At 66.9% G+C, this 16,197-nt stretch carries 13 protein-coding genes and 3 tRNA genes; 5 read left to right on the top strand and 11 right to left on the bottom strand.

Annotation, left to right across the window (positions count from 1 at the left end; translation table 11 throughout):
• Positions 1-125 precede the first annotated feature (125 nt).
• From IM760_RS16450 to IM760_RS16440, 3 genes are read right to left on the bottom strand one after another with little or no spacing between them, the layout of a single operon-like run.
• Entirely contained in the window at positions 126-914 is a 789-nt protein-coding gene (locus IM760_RS16450; RefSeq protein WP_204431339.1) for an SDR family NAD(P)-dependent oxidoreductase, read from the bottom strand.
• A gap of 19 nt (positions 915-933) precedes the next feature.
• On the bottom strand, positions 934-2,193 hold the full coding sequence (locus IM760_RS16445; RefSeq protein WP_239549935.1) for an acyl-CoA dehydrogenase family protein: 1,260 nt from the start codon (positions 2,191-2,193) through the stop codon (positions 934-936).
• 4 nt (positions 2,194-2,197) lie between these two features.
• Positions 2,198-3,955 carry a class I adenylate-forming enzyme family protein gene (locus IM760_RS16440; protein WP_204431338.1) on the bottom strand — a complete coding sequence of 586 codons (1,758 nt, stop codon included), beginning with the start codon at positions 3,953-3,955 and terminating at the stop codon, positions 2,198-2,200.
• Between the two features lie 336 nt (positions 3,956-4,291).
• Between IM760_RS16440 and IM760_RS16435 the strand changes: the two genes are divergently transcribed.
• Positions 4,292-5,488, top strand: coding sequence for a TAXI family TRAP transporter solute-binding subunit (locus IM760_RS16435; RefSeq protein WP_204431337.1), 1,197 nt, complete (start codon positions 4,292-4,294; stop codon positions 5,486-5,488).
• A gap of 22 nt (positions 5,489-5,510) precedes the next feature.
• Entirely contained in the window at positions 5,511-7,442 is a 1,932-nt protein-coding gene (locus IM760_RS16430; RefSeq protein WP_204431336.1) for a TRAP transporter permease, read from the top strand.
• Between the two features lie 33 nt (positions 7,443-7,475).
• Here the strand turns inward: IM760_RS16430 and IM760_RS16425 are convergent, their stop codons facing one another.
• The 7 genes from IM760_RS16425 to uvrY form a co-directional block, all read right to left on the bottom strand.
• Positions 7,476-8,108, bottom strand: a complete 633-nt coding sequence (locus IM760_RS16425; RefSeq protein WP_204431335.1) for a TetR/AcrR family transcriptional regulator — start codon at positions 8,106-8,108, stop codon at positions 7,476-7,478.
• A 74-nt stretch (positions 8,109-8,182) separates the two neighbouring features.
• Positions 8,183-8,269 (bottom strand) — tRNA-Leu (locus tag IM760_RS16420).
• A gap of 46 nt (positions 8,270-8,315) precedes the next feature.
• Positions 8,316-8,389: transfer RNA gene (locus IM760_RS16415), tRNA-Cys, on the bottom strand.
• A gap of 125 nt (positions 8,390-8,514) precedes the next feature.
• Positions 8,515-8,590, bottom strand: a tRNA-Gly gene (locus IM760_RS16410).
• Positions 8,591-8,692: 102 nt separating this feature from the next.
• Positions 8,693-9,298, bottom strand: coding sequence for a CDP-diacylglycerol--glycerol-3-phosphate 3-phosphatidyltransferase (pgsA, locus tag IM760_RS16405; RefSeq protein ID WP_228234961.1), 606 nt, complete (start codon positions 9,296-9,298; stop codon positions 8,693-8,695).
• 99 nt (positions 9,299-9,397) lie between these two features.
• Positions 9,398-11,221 (bottom strand): excinuclease ABC subunit UvrC, encoded by a 1,824-nt coding sequence (gene uvrC, locus IM760_RS16400; RefSeq protein WP_204431334.1) that lies wholly within the window; start codon positions 11,219-11,221, stop codon positions 9,398-9,400.
• A gap of 66 nt (positions 11,222-11,287) precedes the next feature.
• Complete coding sequence (gene uvrY / locus IM760_RS16395; RefSeq protein WP_204431333.1) at positions 11,288-11,941, bottom strand: UvrY/SirA/GacA family response regulator transcription factor; 654 nt, start codon at positions 11,939-11,941, stop codon at positions 11,288-11,290.
• A gap of 478 nt (positions 11,942-12,419) precedes the next feature.
• Here uvrY and IM760_RS16390 point away from each other — a divergent pair, with 478 nt between their 5' ends.
• Genes IM760_RS16390 through IM760_RS16380 form a run of 3 tightly spaced genes read left to right on the top strand, consistent with a single transcriptional unit; the run spans position 12,420 to position 15,406 of the window.
• Positions 12,420-14,099, top strand: coding sequence for a carbon starvation CstA family protein (locus tag IM760_RS16390; protein ID WP_204431332.1), 1,680 nt, complete (start codon positions 12,420-12,422; stop codon positions 14,097-14,099).
• A gap of 11 nt (positions 14,100-14,110) precedes the next feature.
• Positions 14,111-14,380 (top strand): cory-CC-star protein, encoded by a 270-nt coding sequence (locus tag IM760_RS16385; protein WP_204431357.1) that lies wholly within the window; start codon positions 14,111-14,113, stop codon positions 14,378-14,380.
• Positions 14,381-14,383: 3 nt separating this feature from the next.
• Entirely contained in the window at positions 14,384-15,406 is a 1,023-nt protein-coding gene (locus IM760_RS16380; RefSeq protein WP_204431331.1) for an ArsA family ATPase, read from the top strand.
• Positions 15,407-15,415: 9 nt separating this feature from the next.
• On the opposite strand, the gene IM760_RS16375 is transcribed toward IM760_RS16380, so the two are convergent.
• Entirely contained in the window at positions 15,416-15,697 is a 282-nt protein-coding gene (locus IM760_RS16375) for a putative quinol monooxygenase (RefSeq protein ID WP_204431330.1), read from the bottom strand.
• Between the last annotated feature and the right edge of the window lie 500 nt (positions 15,698-16,197).

Raw genomic sequence — 16,197 nt, 5'->3', positions numbered from 1 at the left:
AAGACGGTCACGCCGAGACTGTGAAGCGCATCACTTCGAATAATGAAGGAGGGATCGCGGCTGAAGCCGCTCCTACGGGGCATCCTGTCTCGGTAGGAGCGGCTTTAGCCGCGATAAACGGTGGATCAATCCGCCTTGGGATTGAAACGCCGGTTAAGCTTGCGCATGCCGCCGATCCAGCGGTCGTAGTTGTCGGTCTTGTTGCGCATGTACTGCAGCACTTCCTTATGGGGCAACACCAGGAAGGTTTCCTGCCTGATGGCTTCCAGGCAGGCCAGCGCCACCGGTTCCGGTTCCATCATGCCGTCCACGCTGGCCACGTGGTCTTCCTTGCCCTTGGTCATGTTGGTGCGCACCGCCTGGGGGCACAGCACCGAGACCTTGATGCCGTCGTCGCCGTAGGTCAGCGCCAGCCATTCGGCCAGGCCCACGGCGGCGTGCTTGGTCACCGCGTAGGGCGCCGAGCCCACCTGCGAAAGCAGCCCCGCCGCCGAGGCGGTGTTGAGGAAGTAGCCGCCACCCCGGGCGATCATGCGCGGCGCCAGATGGCGGGCGGCGAACACGTGGGCCATCACGTTGATGTCCCAGATCCGCTGCCAGCCCTCGTTGTCCACTTCCGGGCCACCGGCAATGGAAATGCCGGCGTTGGAGCAGAACAGGTCGATGGGACCGACCTGGTCCTCGGTGTCGTCGATCAGCGCGCGCAGCTCGTCCTCGCGGGCCACGTTGACGGCGCGCCCGATGCCCCGGGCGCCGGCGGCGCTGACCTGGTCGGCGGTGGCGGCGGCGCCGTCACCGTCCAGGTCGGCGCACACCACGGCGCGGGCGCCGGCGTCCGCGCAGGCCACCGCCAGCGCCCGGCCGATGCCGCCGGCGGCGCCGGTGATCACGACGATGCGATCCTTGATGTCCATGCAGACCTCCCTGCCGCCGTCAGTCGGCGGTTTGCCGGTAGCGGTTCACTTCGTTGCGGGCCACCACGTTGTAGTGCACCTCGTCCGGGCCGTCGGCGAGACGCAGGGTGCGCTGTTGCATGTACATCTCGGACAGCGGCGACCATTGGCTGACACCGGTGGCGCCGTGGATCTGGATCGCCTGATCGATAATCTGGCAGACCTTCTCCGGCACCATGGCCTTGGCCATGGACACCCAGATACGGGCTTCCTTGTTGCCCAGCACATCCATGGCGCGGGCCGCTTTCAGCACCATCATGCGCATCGCTTCGATCTCGATGCGGGCGCGCCCCACCACTTCCATGTTCTTGCCCAGGTCGAGGATGCGCTTGCCGAACGCCTCGCGCTCCATGCCGCGCTCGAGCACCAGGTCCAGGGCTTTTTCGGCGGCGCCGATGGAACGCATGCAGTGGTGAATCCGGCCCGGGCCGAGACGCAGCTGGGAAATCTCGAAGCCGCGGCCTTCGCCCCACAGAATGTTTTCCTTGGGCACCCGCACGTTATCCAGCTTGATGTGCATGTGGCCGTGGGGCGCGTGGTCGTGGCCGAACACCCGCATCGGCCCGAGCACGTTCACCCCGGGGGTGTCCATGGGCACCAGAATCTGCGACTGCTGCCGGAACGGCTCCGCGTCCGGGCTGGTCTTGACCATGCAGATCATGATCTTGCAGCGCGGATCGCCGGCGCCGCTGATGTAGTACTTCTCGCCGTTGATTACCCAGTCGTCGCCGTCCAGCACCGCGCTGGTCTCGATGTTGCGGGCGTCGGACGACGCCACCTTCGGTTCGGTCATGCCGAAGCAGGAACGGATCTCACCGTTGAGCAGCGGCTTGAGCCATTTCTCTTTTTGTTCCGGCGTGCCCACCCGTTCCAGCACTTCCATGTTGCCGGTGTCCGGGGCGGAACAGTTGAGGGTCTGGGAGGCCAGCGGGTTCTTGCCCAGCTCGAAGGCGATGTAGGCGTAGTCCAGGTTGGACAGGCCCTCGCCGGTTTCCGCGTTGGGCAGAAAGAAATTCCAGAGGCCGTTGGCCTTGGCTTTGTTCTTGGCCTCTTCCAGCAGTTCCAGCTGGCCGGGGGCGTAGCTGAAGCGTTCCGCGCGGCCCTCGCCCAGGCGGTGGAACTCCTCGGTGATCGGGTCCACGTTGTCGCGGATGTGCTTGATCACCGCGTCGAGCAGCGGCCGGGCGTCCTCGGACATGGCCAGGTTGTTCATCGCGGTATCGTTATCCAGTGCTTTCAACGTTCTACTCCTTTGCGTGCAATACGGCCCGCGGGCCGTCGTCGAGACAGGCGGCGCGCAGGGCCCGCCGGTCGATTTTGTCGGTGGCACCGCGCGGCAGCGGCCGCGTCAGCACCCAGATGTGATCGGGAATCTTGAAGCGCGCCAGATGGCCGCGCAGAAAGGCGGCCAGCTCCGCCGGGTCGACGGTGGCGCCGGCCCGGGGCCAGACGGCGGCGCCCACCGCCTCGCCCAGGCGTTCGTCGGGCACCGGGAACACGCCGGCCTCGGCCACCGCCGGATGGTGATGCAGCGCGCCTTCCACCTCCAGGCAAGAGACGTTCTCGCCGCCGCGCAGAATGATGCTTTTGCGGCGGTCGACGATATAGACCAGGCCATCGTCGTCCACCCGCGCCAGGTCGCCGGTGAGCAGCCAGCCGTCGCGCAGCGTGTCGGCGGTGGCCTCGGGCTGGTTCAGATAGCCGCGCATATTGGCGGCGCTGCGCACCGCCAGTTCGCCCACCTGCCCCGGCGGCACCGGCCGGCCCTGCTCGTCCAGCAGGCGCATTTCCTGCAGCGGCGGATTGAGCCGGCCGGCGGCGTCGGGATGGGCCACGTAGTCCGGCCCGGCCAGCACGATGCCCAGGGCGTTGGTCTCGGTCATGCCCCAGCCGGTGCCCACCTTGGCGGCGGGAAAGGCCTCCGCCAGCTGGCCGACCTGGGCCGCCGGGCGTTTGGCGCCGCCGGCGCCGATGTAGTTCAGGCTCTCCAGGGCGGCGCCGGCCCGCCGCGCCGCCGCCAGCAGCTCGGCGGACTGGGTCGGCACGCCCACGAAACGGGTCACCTGCTCGCGCTCGATCAGGCGTACCGCCTCGTCCGCGTCCCATTTGTACATCAGCGTCATGGTGGCGCCGTTGACCATGCCCTGCAGAAAGCTGGCGTTGAGCGCGGTGACATGGAACAGCGGCGTGACGATCAGCGAGGCCGGCGGCCGCGCCGGCGGCGGCGCGTCCGGATTCATCAGCGGACCCATGGCCTGCACCATCACCTGGGAGTAGACCGCCGAGATCATGCCCCGGTGGGTCAGCTGCACGCCCTTGGGGCGACCGGTGGAGCCGGAGGAATACAGCACCACCGCGTCGTCGTCGGTGTCGATGGCGGTCTCCGGCCAGCCCGCCCCGTCGCCGGCGGCGCGCAGGTCCCGGTAATCATGGCCGGCGTGTCCGGGGGGCACGTCGCGCACCGCCACCAGGGTCACGCCCAGGCGTTCGGCGAAGGTCTCCCCGAGCCGGAAACGGGGCTGGTCAGCGAACAACACCCGTGCCCCGCAATCGGCCATGGCGAACGCCAGTTCCTGCTCGCCCCACCAGGCGTTCATCGGCACCGCCACGGCGCCCAGGGCGGCCACCGCCAGAATCAGGATCGGCAGCTCGGGGTAATTGCGCATGGCCAGCGCCACACGGTCGCCCTGGCGCACACCCAGCTCCGTCGCCATGGCCGCCGCCAGGGCGCGGACGTCGGCGCACACCGCCTCGTGGTCCCAGCGCTCCTGCTGGTACACCAGCACGTCGCGGCCGGCGAAGACGGGGGCGCCGTGGCGCAGCAGATCGCGTAAATGAAACGGTGTGTTACGAAACACGGTATAGCGCTGGCCACGCACGGTGGCCTCGGTCAGCGCGAAACGGGGGTCCGTGCCGACCAGATGCGCGGCGGCCTGTTCGAAGCTCATCGGCGCGCCGGTGCCCGGCGCCGCCGGGGCGCGGTCCTGTTGGCCTTGGCCCATAGTGTTGTTCTCCCGACCGTGCTCTCGGTTGTTGTTCTTGATCGACCGGTCAAAAGCCCCGGTAGCCGCCGGGCGCGGCGCGACTGACAGTTGTCAGGAAGTAAGCTAAGCGGCCCGCTCCGGGGTGTCAAGTTCACCACCGTCAACGGTCTCCCGCGCCCTCATTACGCCTCCACCCCCTTAAAATAACAACCAACTTGTTTGATTCAAGAAAACGATTTTAGTGGTTGCGGCCATCGAAACGCGGCTTTAGCCTGACAAACGTCAGTAACGAAAGACTGTTTTGTTTTTCATGCAGTAACCGCCTTTAAAACCACAAGAACAAAGGAGCATTCGATGACAACAATCACCTTGAAACAGATGCTTGGCAGCGCCCTGTGTGGCGGCGCTCTGCTGCTCTCGGCGCCCGTCCTGGCCAAGGACGATGCCTTCGAATGGCCCCGGCTGCTGGTGATCGGCACCCCGGGCACCGCCTCCGGCAGTTTCATTTCCACCAACGCCTGGGCGCCGATTCTGCAGAAGGACGTGGGCACCGTGGTGCGTATCGTGCCCGAGGACAGCGAGACCATGCGCTACCGCCGCCTCACCGACCGCAAGGACATCGCCATCAGTTCGGTGACCGCCGCCGAGATGCGCTTCCAGGTGGAAGGCGTGGGCGGTTACATCAACACCGTGCCGGCGCCCCAGCGCATCGTCTGGCACCATAACGACTCGCCCTGGGGCTACGTGGTGTCCGGCGATTCCGACCTGCAATCCCTGGACGATCTCAAGGCGGGCAAGCACCGGGTGGCCCAGGGCATGTTCTCGCCGCCGATGACGGTGGCCGTCACCAAGGCCCTGCCCGCCTTCCTCGGCATGAGCGAGGACCAGGCCGGTGAGCGGTTCGATTTCGTGCCCGCCAGCAGCTACGCCGAAAACTGCCGCTCGGTGGTGGAAGGCAAGGCCGACGTGGCCTATTGCGCCACCATCAGCGCGGTGGTGTCGGAGATGGAAGGCGCCCCCGGCGGTATCCGCTGGCTGCCCATGGATCAGAGCAACACCGAAGGCTGGCAGCGCTATCTGGAGTACCGTCCGATGCTGGTGCCGACCACCATCGACCAGGGCGTGGACTCCGCCCGCGGCGTACAGGGCGCCACCTCCAACTTCCTCTATACCGTGCCCGCCGGCGCCGACGACGCGCTGATCTACAACCTGTCCAAGTGGATGCACCAGTCCTACGACCAATACAAAAGCAAGCACCCGCTGGCCGCGCGCATGTCCCTGGAACAGTTCCGCGCCTACCTGGACCGCACGCCGCTGCCGGTACACGAGGGCACCGTGAAGTACCTGCGCGAAATCGGTGAATGGAGCGAGCAGGACGAGCAAAACAACCAGCAGGCCATCGAGAAGATGGACCGCTGGATCGCCGCCCGCCGCGCCGCCGTGGAAGAAGCCCGCCAGGCCGGCGTCAAGGTGGACTTCCAGAACCCGGCGTTCCTGGAGATCCAGAACAAGCACACCGAGGGTCTGGACGGCTTCCGCTCCAGGATCTGACCGCGCCTCCGGAGCGACGCTTATGAACACTTCCGTTTCCACCGTCGAGGACCCGGCGCCGCAGCCGGAGATCAGCCGCCTGGGAGCCCTGTTCTCCTGGCAGAGCATCCTGTTCGTGGTGCTCTGCACGGCGGGCCTGCTCACCGGCCTGGCCTATGTATTCGGGCTCAACTGGGACGGCCAGCGGCTGCTGGAGGGCCAGTACTACTGGATCTTCATCGGCCTGTTCGTGGCCGCCGCCTTTATCGCCCTGCCCGCCTACAAGGGCCAGCATCGCATCCCGTTCTACGATCTGGCGGCGGCGGTGGTGGCCATGGGCATCAGCTTCTACTACTCCCTGCACGCCTGGGACATGGTGCAGAGCGGCTGGGGCCATGTGCCCACCGCGGTGGTGATCTGGCTGCTGATGATGGAGCTGGCCCGGCGCAGTGGCGGGCTGCCGTTCCTGCTGGTGGTGGCCCTGCTGGGCAGCTACCCGCTGGTGGCGGACCGCTTCCCGGGCCTGTTGATGGGCATTCCCTACGATTTTGATCGCATGATCGACGCCCATATTTTCCGGGCGGAAGGGATGATGGGCATCACCACCAAGATCGTGGCGGAGATCATCCTCGGCTTCCTGGTGTTCGCCGGGGTCCTGATCGCCACCGGCGCCGGCCAGTTCTTCATCGACCTGGCCAATGCCGGCTTCGGCCGTCACCGGGGCGGGCCCGCCAAGGTGGCGATCGTGGCCAGTGGTTTCTTCGGCAGCCTGTCCGGGTCGATCTTCTCCAACATCGCCGGCACCGGTTCGATCACCATTCCGGCCATGAAGAAGTCCGGCTATCCGCCCCACTACGCCGGCGCCATCGAGGCCTGCGCCTCCACCGGCGGCGTGGTGATGCCGCCGGTGATGGGGGCCATCGCCTTCGTCATGGCGATCACCATCGGCGTGGGCTACGCCACCGTGCTGTTGGCGGCGGTGATCCCCTCGCTGCTGTTCTACTTCGGCCTGCTGCTGCAGGTGGACGCCTACGCCGCCAAGTCCGGCATCAAGGGCCTGGAGAAGGACGAGCTGCCCCCCATGAAAGGCGTGCTCAAGCGCGGCTGGCCGTTCCTGCTGGTGCTGTCGTTCCTGGTTTGGGGGTTGCTGTACATGCGCTGGGAATACTACGCGCCCTGGTACGCGGCGGCGCTGATCGTGGCGCTCTCCTACCTGCAGAAGGACACCCGCCTGACGCCGGTGAAGCTGTTCGAGGCGCTGCGCCAGATCGGCTTTCTGGTCACCCAGACCGCCGCCATCATCCTGCCGGTGGCGTTCGTGGTCAGCGCCCTCACCATCACCGGGGTGACCGGCTCGGTGACCTCCGGGCTGATCGCCCTGGGCGGCGAGAACCTGTATCTGATCCTGTTTTTCGGGGTGCTGGCCTGCTTCATCATGGGCATGGCGGGGCTGGCCATCGTCGCCTACATCTTCCTGGCGGTGACCCTGGCGCCGGCGATCATCGAGGTGGGCGGACTGAACACCGTGGCGGTGCACTTCTTCATCGTGTACTACGCCATGCTGTCGGTGATCACGCCACCGGTGGGCACCGCCGCCTTCCTGGCCGGCACCATCGCCGGCAGCAGCCCCATGCGCACCTGCTTCACGGCCATGCGGCTGGGCGTGGTGATCTACTTCGTGCCGCTGTTCTTCCTGTTCCAGCCGGCGCTGGTGCTGCAGGGGGACCTGACGCCGCTGGTGTATATCCTGCCGTCCATCGTCGCCGGTATCGTGCTGATCTCCGGTGGCCTGGAAGGCTGGTTGCTGGGCGCGGGGCGGGTACGGCGCTGGTGGCGGCCGGGCCTGGTGGTGGCCGGCTTCATCTTCAGCTTCCCGTCGTTGATGAGCACCGTGATCGGCGGCGTGCTGTCGCTGCTGTTCGCCGCGCTGGTGTGGTGGGACAACCGCCGGGACCCGGCGGTGCAGACGACCTGAGCGAACCGGCCTTGCCGGTAAGGCGCGCGGCGTTCAGCCGCGTGCCAGCTCCTCGATCATGGCGGCCACCCCGGCCGCCACGGTGCGCAGCATCAGATCGTCGTCGATATCGCGCCCCAGCCAGTCGCGCATGGGCGCGAAGGCGGAGATAAAGATAATCAGGTTGGCCATCACCTCGGCGCGCCGATCCTGCTCCGGCAGGCCGGCGCGCTCCCTCAGCCGCGCCGCCAGCGCGGCGATCACCGCTTCATCCCGGGCGCGCATGGCGCGCCGGTCGTCCGCTTGCAGGTATGGCACCGAACGGTACACCAGCAGCGTGCCCTGCCGTTTGTGGCTCCAGGTTTCCTTCAGGTACTCGGCGATGATGTCGGTGAGGGCCCGATCGCCCTGCCGGCTCAACCGTTCCGCCAGGGACGGCACGTCGTGTTCGAACCAGAGACGATTGAGCAAACGACGGAGGATGTCGTTCTTGTTGGCGATGTAGTCGTAAATGCTGGCCTGGTTGACGCCCGAGCGGGCGCAGATGTCGCGGATGGTGGTGGACGCGAAGCCCTTTTCCAGAAACAGGTCCAGCGCCGCGTCGCAGATCTGCTCCAGGCGCGCCTCCTTCAGTGCCGGGTCCTGGACCTTGCCGACCACCGCCTCGGCCAGTTTTTCTTCTTTCATGCTGCCCCGCCTGCGTCACCACCACGGACCGCTGTTCCCGAGGGCGGGGGCGGTTGCGATGGCTGGAAGAAAGATGGTGCGGGTAGCCGGACTCGAACCGGCACGGCCGTGAAGCCGAGAGATTTTAAGTCTCTTGTGTCTACCAGTTTCACCATACCCGCGTAACAGGAAAGGCTACCTGCGTAACGCGGCCCGGTGAAGCGGAAATGGAGGCGCGGGTCGGAATCGAACCGGCGTACACGGAGTTGCAGTCCGCTGCATAACCACTCTGCCACCGCGCCGTTAACCTGGGGAATAAAAAACCCCGGTATGAACCGAGGTTCTTTTGAATCTTGGAGCGGGAAACGAGATTCGACTGGGCTGGCACTCCAGCTCGCGACCCCATCCGGACTCCGGATTCTAAAACTGGAGCGGGAAACGAGATTCGAACTCGCGACCCCAACCTTGGCAAGGTTGTGCTCTACCAACTGAGCTATTCCCGCTTTGTCACGTCCGAGGGTCTCCCCTCAACGCGAAGCCGCATTCTACCCGAGCGGCCCCCTCTGTCAAGCCTGTTTCTTCTGTGCTTTCAGTGCCTTGGCCAATTATTCACCACGGCCGGCGCCACGAAACTGGGGGGCGGCGGCGCGCAGATAGCGGTACATGGACCACAGGGTCAGGGCGGTGGCCAGGTACAGCGCCGCGTAGCCGATCCACAGCCCCGGCGTCATTACGATGTCGCCGTCGACGGTGTGCGCGGGCTTGAGCGCCAGCAGCACGGTGATCGAGCCCATCTGCGCCACGGTCTTGATCTTGCCCACGGAGCTTACCGCCACCCGCGCCCGCTGGCCCAGTTCCGCCATCCATTCGCGCAGGGCCGAGACGGTGATTTCCCGGCACACAATCACCATGGCCGGCACTGACAACCACAGGGAAGCGTGCACCTGCACCAGCATCACCAGGGCCACCGCCACGATCAGCTTGTCCGCCACCGGATCGAGAAAGGCACCGAACGGGCTGGTCTGGCCGAGCCGTCGCGCCAGGTAACCGTCCAGCCAGTCGGTCAGGCCGGCGGCCAGGAACAGGGCGGCGGCCATCATATCGCTGCCCTGCATGGGGACATAGAACACCAGCACCAGCACCGGGATCGCGGCCACCCGGATCAGCGTGAGGATGTTCGGCAGATTCAGAATCGGAGCGTGCTTGGACATGGGTACGTCTATGCTCTATGCCAGGGCGCGAAAAACGCGAGTATATCGGAAAGCGGCGCGGCTCTCATGGCGGCGTGGGCGGAAGCCGGTCCGGCGCCGCTATTCATGGAACCAGTTGTACAGGGTCTCGGCGGTCTGGGCATTGATGCCCTCCACCCGGGCCAGCTCCTCCCGGGAGGCGTTGCGCAGCTGCTTGAGCCCGCCGAAGTGGTTGAGCAGCGCCTTGCGGCGCTTGGGCCCCACCCCGGGAATATCTTCCAGGCCGGAACGCCGCGCCTTGCCGCGCCGCGCCCGGTGGCCGGTGATGGCGAACCGGTGGGCCTCGTCGCGGACCTGCTGCAACAGATGCAGCGCCGGGCTGGCGCCGCCGGGCACCAGCTCGCGGCCGTCGGGCAGGTAGAGCACTTCCAGGCCCGGGCGCCGGGTGGGGCCCTTGCCGATGCCCATCACCAGCACCCGATTGTCCAGCTGCAGCTGCTGGATCACCGTGAAGCAGCGCTGCATCTGCCCCTTGCCGCCGTCGATCAGCAGCAGGTCCGGCAGCTTGCCCTCCTCCTTGACCACCCGCTGATAGCGGCGGGTCACCGCCTCCTCCAGGGCCTGGTAGTCATCGCCGCCCTGGTCCGGCGTGACGTTGAAGCGCCGGTAGTCGCTCTTGCGGGCGCCCTGCTGGTCGAACACCACGCAGGAAGCCACCGCCTTTTCGCCGCGGGTGTGGCTGATGTCGAAGCACTCTATCCGACGGATCGGCGCGTCCGCTTCCAGCAAGGTTTCCAGGGCGTGGAAGCGCTGCTCCAGGTGCTCCCGGGCGGCCAGGTCCGCCTGCAGCGATTGTTCCGCGTTGGTGCGCGCCATGTTCAGCCAGGCGGCGCGCTGGCCGCGCACCCGGTGGGCCAGGCGAATGCGGCGCCCCAGCCGGGTGGCCAGGGCCTCCTGCAGGGCCTCGCCGCCGGGCAGCTCATGGGGCACCACGATCTCCCGGGGAATCGACTGTTCGTCGCGCTCGCCCAGGTAGTACTGGGCCAGAAACGCCTCCAGGATCTCGGTGACGTCCTCCTCGCCACGGGTGTCCGGGCGGAAGCTGCGGTGGCCCAGCACCCGGCCCTGGCGCACCATCAGCACCTCCACCACCGCCAGGCCATGGCGGGTGTCCACCGCCACCGCGTCCACGTTGCCGCCCCGGTCGGTCTCCACGTTCTGCTTCTGCTGCACCGACTGGATCGCCGCCAGCTGATCGCGCAATTCGGCGGCGCGCTCGAAGTCCAGGTCGGCGGCGGCCCGTTCCATGTCGGCGGTAAGCTGGTCGGTGACCTGACGGCTGCGCCCGGACAGGAAATCCATGGCCAGCTCCACCTGCTCCTGGTAGCCCTCGCGGGTCACGTAATCCACGCAGGGGGCGGTGCAACGGCGGATCTGGTATTGCAGGCAGGGCCGGGTGCGGTTGCGGAAAAAACTGTCCCGGCAGTTGCGCACGCGGAACACCTTCTCCACCAGGGCCAGGGTATCGCGCACGCTGCCGGCGCTGGGGTAAGGGCCAAAATAGCGGCTGCCGGGGCGCCGCTTGCCGCGATGGAAGGTGATGCGCGGGTACTCGTCGGCGGTGGTGACCTTGATGTAGGGGTAGGACTTATCGTCGCGCAGCAGGATGTTGTAGGGCGGACGCAGTTCCTTGATCAGGGACTGCTCCAGCAGCAGGGCCTCCGCCTCGCTGCCGGTGACGGTGGTCTCCACGCTGGCGATGCGCGACACCAGCGCGCGGGTCTTGGCGCCGGTCAGGTTCTTCTGGAAATAGCTGCCCAGGCGGGCCTTCAGGTCGCGGGCCTTGCCCACGTAAAGCACCTCGCCGGCGGCGCCGATCATGCGGTAAACACCCGGCTTGCGGGCGCAATGGGCCAGAAACTGCTTGGCGTCGAATTCGGGCAAGGACGGCTCCGGACAGAGCGGCAAGGGCCGCTGGAATGCACTGGACGCCGATTGTAACAGGGAGGGTCAGAACATGCCGAGGCCGTTGGTATCCACCATGCCGTGGCGCACCGCCACCAGGGCCAGCTCCACGTCGCTGTCGATGCCCAGCTTGTCGAAAATCCGGTAACGGTAGGTGTTGACGGTTTTCGGCGACAGGCACAACTGGTCCGCCACGTCCTGCACCTTATGGCAGTTGACGATCAGCATCATGATCTGCAGCTCGCGCTCGGAGAGCAGATCCAGCGGCGCCAGGTCCGGCGGCGAGAACGACCGCAGCGCCATGGCCTGGGCGATGTCCGGGCTGATGTAACGCTGGCCGGAGAACACCACCTTGATGGCCCGGGTCATTTCCTCCAGGTCGGCGCCCTTGCTGATGTAGCCGGCGGCCCCGGCCTGCATCAGGCGCGACGGAAACGGCTCCGCCTCGCACACGGTCACGGCGATCACGCGCAGCCCGTCGTCCTGGCGCATCATCCGCCGGGTGGCCTCCAGGCCGCCCATGCCCGGCATCTTGATGTCCATCAGCACCACGTCCGGGCTCAGGTCGCGCACCATCTCGATGGCGTCCTCGCCGGAGCGCGCTTCACCCACCACCCGGATGCCGTCCTGGTCACCGAGCATCCGGCTGATGCCGGTTCGGACCAGGTCGTGATCATCGACCACCAGTACTTTTATCATCGTTTTTCGTCCCCCACTTGACGTCCCTGATAGAGGCTGTCCCAGCACCGACAAAGACTAGCGCGAAGCCATCGTGCTGCCTAGGGCCTGTTCACACGACTTGCATCACGCCTGCTGGATGTCATTTTGGTCTCCAGCCAGGCGGAGGGAGCGCGGTTTGGTCATTCCAAATAAGCGACCGACAACGACGCTGGGGGCCAAAAGGGCGCCAGCCCTTCGGGTTGTGGCTAAACACCCACCCCTCCGCGTTACTCGTCGTTCATTTGGCGCCACCAAACGTCTCTCCTCGTGCCTTGATGGGTGGGTGTTTAGCCACAACAGGCGCGATGCAAGTCGTGTGAACAGGCCCTGGGCCCGCGCCGCTTTAAGACCATGGTCGTATTGACCCGGGAATGGGGCCCGTTCGGTTTGACCCTCCGCGACCGGGCGGTCATCCTGGGCCCGGTATCGGCCGAAACCGACAACAAGGATAACGCCCATGAGTGCGATTCTGCTCCTGGTCCTGGGCCTCGGCGGCATGGCGGCGGGCTACTTCGTTTATTCCCGCTTCATCGCCAGCAAGGTCTACCGACTCGACCCCGATTTCAAAACCCCCGCCCACGAATTCGAGGATGGCGTGGACTTCGTGCCCACCAACCGTTTCGTCCTGTGGGGCCACCACTTCACCTCCGTGGCCGGCGCCGCGCCCATCGTCGGGCCGGCCATCGCCGTGATCTGGGGCTGGCTGCCCGCCTTCCTGTGGGTGGTGCTGGGCACCATCTTCTTCGCCGGCGTGCACGACGCCGGGGCGATCTGGGCAAGCATCCGCAACCGCGCCAAATCAGTGGGCGCGCTCACCGGTGAAGTGGTGGGCGGCCGCGCCCGCAGCGTGTTCATGATCGTGATCTTCCTGGTGCTGCTGATGGTCAACGCGGTGTTCGGCGTGGTGATCGCCAAGCTGCTGATCAACACCCCCGGGGCGGTGGTGCCGGTGTGGGGCGCCATCGCCGTGGCGCTGGTGATCGGCCAGTTGATCTACCGCCGCGTGATCGGCCTGGGCCTGGTGTCGGTGATCGGCGTGGCCTGCCTCTACGGGCTCATCTTCCTGGGCCCGCAGGTGCCGATTTCGCTGCCGGAGACCACCGCCGGCCTGTCCGCCAACGCGGTCTGGATTCTGATTCTGTTCGGCTACGCGGCGGTGGCCTCGCTGCTGCCGGTGTGGATGCTGCTGCAGCCCCGGGACTACATCAACGGCCTGCAACTGTTCGTCGGCCTGATTCTGCTCTATGCCGCGGTGCTGATCGCCAATCCCACGGTGGTGGCGCCGATGATCAACACCGACCTGCCCATGGACACGCCGTCCATGATTCCGCTGCTGTTCGTGACCATCGCCTGCGGCGCCATTTCCGGTTTCCACGGCCTGGTGGCCTCCGGCACCACCTCCAAGCAATTGGATAAGGAAACCGACGTGCGCTTCGTCGGCTACTTCGGCGCGGTGGGCGAAGGCGCCCTGGCGCTGGCCGCCATCATCGCCGCCACCGCCGGCTTCGCCTCCCTGGCAGACTGGCAGGCGGTGTACTCCGCCTTCGGCCAGGGCAGCCTGACCGCCTTCGTGGACGGCGGCGCGCGCATTCTGTCCGCCGGTACCGGCCTCAGCAGCGAGGTGGCCGCCACCCTGCTCACCGTGATGGCCGCCCTGTTCGCCGGCACCACCATGGACACCGGCCTGCGCCTGCAGCGCTACATCTTCCAGGAGTGGGGCGAAATCTATAACCAGCAATGGATGCGCAAGCCGTTCCCGGCCACCGCGCTGGCGGTGATCAGCTGTCTGGTGCTGGCGTTCGGCGCCGGCGGTGCGGACGGCTCCGGCGGCCTGCTGATCTGGCCGCTGTTCGGTACCACCAACCAACTGCTGGCCGGGCTCACCCTGCTGGTGGTGACGGTGATGCTGGTGCGGCGCGGGCGCCCCACCCTGTTCACCCTGGTGCCGCTGATCTTCCTGCTGGTGATGACGCTGCTGGCGTTGCTGATCCAGCTGAAGGGCTTCTACCTGAAAGAAAACTGGTTCCTGCTGGGCCTGGACCTGGTGGTGCTGGTGGCGGCCATTCTGGTGACCCTGGAGTGCACCGCCGCGCTGCGCCGGCACAAGAAACTGCGCGAGGAGGAGGTCCGCTCTTGAGCGGGCCGCGCATCCTTGGCCGGCTGAAGCGCTGGACCCGGGAGGCGGGCCGGCTGGGGGCGGAGTACTACAACGCCCCCTACCGGGCCGCCATCGCCCGCGCCCGCCGCGACGAGCAGGACCTGTTCATGCTGCTGGTGTTCGCCGAGACCCTGGGCATTCCCAACCCGGCCGGCTGGTACACCCTGGAGCTGCAGCCCCTGCTGCTGGACCGTTTCCACGACTGGCACCGCCGCATGGGTCTGCCCCATTCCCCCCTGGACCAGTTCCGCTGCTGCTGAACCATGCCTGAACCCCGCCCCGGCCCCCTGAACGTCACCGCCCTGCTCGACAGCCGCCGCCTGCTGATGGTCGGCGGCAAGGGCGGGGTCGGCAAAACCACCACCGCCTCGGCCCTGGCGCTGGCCGCCGCCGGCCGTGGCCGGCGGGTGCTGCTGGTGTCCACCGACCCGGCGCACAGCCTGTCCGACGCCTTCAACCGGGACATCGGCGACCGGGAAACCGCCCTGGCGGAGAACCTGTTCGGTCTGGAAATCGACCCGGACCGGGAGGTGGACGCCCACCTGGAGACGGTGCGCGCGCGCATGGCGCGCTTCGCCGCCGCCGACCAGCGCCCGGAACTGGAGCGTCAGCTGCGCCTCAGCCGCCAATCCCCCGGCGCCCAGGAAGCGGCGCTGCTGGAGCGCCTCACCACCCTGATGGACGAGGACCGGCGCTACGATCTGATCGTGTTCGACACCGCCCCCACCGGCCACACCCTGCGGCTGCTCAGCCTGCCGGAGGTGATGGCCGCCTGGACCGAGGGCCTGCTGCGCCAGAACCGGCGCGGCGAACAGCTCGGCAAGGTGCTGGGCCATTTAAGCCCCGGCCGCGACGTGGAAAGCCTGACCGGGGAACCGGAGGAACGGGAGCTGGAAGGCCTGGACGACCGGGCCCGGGGCCTGGCGGCACCGCTGCTGGAACGGCAACGGCGCTTCCACCGGGCCCGGCGACGGCTGCAGGACGCGGCGCACAGCGCCTTTCTGTTCGTGCTGACGCCGGAAAAGCTGCCGATTCTGGAAACCGAACGGGCGGTGCGCAGCCTCACCGAGGCCGGCATCCCGGTGGCCGGCGCCATCGTCAACCGGGTGCTGCCCGACGACGCCGAGGGCGCTTTCTTTCGCGCCCGGCGGGAGCGCGAGCAGCGCCACCTGGCGGACATCGACACCCGCCTGGGCGCCCTGCCCCGCCACCACCTGCCGCTGCTGGCCGACGATGTTCAGGGCCTGGAGGCCCTGGAAGCGTTCGCCGCCCGTCTTACTCGCTGAGCCCGGGGCTCAGTCCTTCAGCGCGAATAGCTTCACGTCCGGGCGGCCGGCCAGCAGGCCCTTGAGGCCGCCGCCCAGTTCCTTCATATGGTCCCGGTGGGCCTGCAGCGCCGCCTCGTCGGTGTACTGCTCATAGATCAGCAGGGTATCGGCGTCGTCCAGGGACTGATGCACCAAATAGCAATGGTTGCCCTCTTCCTTGACCACCTCGGCGGCGATCTTCTGCATGGCGGCCACCAGGGCGTCGCCCTGGCCCGGAGTGGCGGTCATTACGGCGGTAATCCCAATCATGGTGCTCTCCCGTTTTCGCAACAGTTTTATTGAAATGCTGTTCCACATACTGGCAGCGGATGGCCCCGCCGGCCATGGCCTGTTGCGTCGCCGATCGGGGCAAAGACGCGCCGGCGCGTGTAAAAAAAGAGGTTCATCGCGCTTTGACGGAAAATCGATGCGGGAGGCATCTATCCGGGACGCGGATCTGTGTGGGGGCCTTCCGGGAACGCCGCGAGTACGTCCCTGTAGGCTCCCTGTCAAACGTCCTGTTTGACAGGGTCCCGGAAGGCCCCCACACAGCTCCGCTTCGAGGTAGCGGAACCGTTCCGGGTTCCAACAACGATGAACCGGGGTAGGTGGAGGGGGGCGGCTCCGTAGAGCCCATCTTTGAGCCGGCAGGCGCCGATTTTCGCTCCGCCAAACCCCTGAAACGACCGTGGCGCCAAGGATCACTGCTCAGCGGCTCAGGGCGCGACGCCCTTCCGGGACCCTTGAGAACAGGACGTTCGAAAGGGAGC

The organism is Alloalcanivorax marinus, assembly GCF_016906305.1.
In the GTDB taxonomy this organism is placed as follows: domain Bacteria; phylum Pseudomonadota; class Gammaproteobacteria; order Pseudomonadales; family Alcanivoracaceae; genus Alloalcanivorax; species Alloalcanivorax marinus.
This window is presented reverse-complemented; position numbering and strand designations above follow the sequence as displayed.

What these genes read in the sequence shown, in the direction of transcription:
- IM760_RS16450 (WP_204431339.1), bottom strand. Translation starts at nt 914, where the DNA reads ATGGACATCAAGGATCGCATCGTCGTGATCACCGGCGCCGCCGGCGGC.
- IM760_RS16440 (WP_204431338.1), bottom strand. Translation starts at nt 3,955, where the DNA reads ATGGGCCAAGGCCAACAGGACCGCGCCCCGGCGGCGCCGGGCACCGGC.
- IM760_RS16435 (WP_204431337.1), top strand. Translation starts at nt 4,292, where the DNA reads ATGACAACAATCACCTTGAAACAGATGCTTGGCAGCGCCCTGTGTGGC.
- IM760_RS16430 (WP_204431336.1), top strand. Translation starts at nt 5,511, where the DNA reads ATGAACACTTCCGTTTCCACCGTCGAGGACCCGGCGCCGCAGCCGGAG.
- IM760_RS16425 (WP_204431335.1), bottom strand. Translation starts at nt 8,108, where the DNA reads ATGAAAGAAGAAAAACTGGCCGAGGCGGTGGTCGGCAAGGTCCAGGAC.
- pgsA (WP_228234961.1), bottom strand. Translation starts at nt 9,298, where the DNA reads ATGTCCAAGCACGCTCCGATTCTGAATCTGCCGAACATCCTCACGCTG.
- uvrY (WP_204431333.1), bottom strand. Translation starts at nt 11,941, where the DNA reads ATGATAAAAGTACTGGTGGTCGATGATCACGACCTGGTCCGAACCGGC.
- IM760_RS16390 (WP_204431332.1), top strand. Translation starts at nt 12,420, where the DNA reads ATGAGTGCGATTCTGCTCCTGGTCCTGGGCCTCGGCGGCATGGCGGCG.
- IM760_RS16380 (WP_204431331.1), top strand. Translation starts at nt 14,384, where the DNA reads ATGCCTGAACCCCGCCCCGGCCCCCTGAACGTCACCGCCCTGCTCGAC.
- IM760_RS16375 (WP_204431330.1), bottom strand. Translation starts at nt 15,697, where the DNA reads ATGATTGGGATTACCGCCGTAATGACCGCCACTCCGGGCCAGGGCGAC.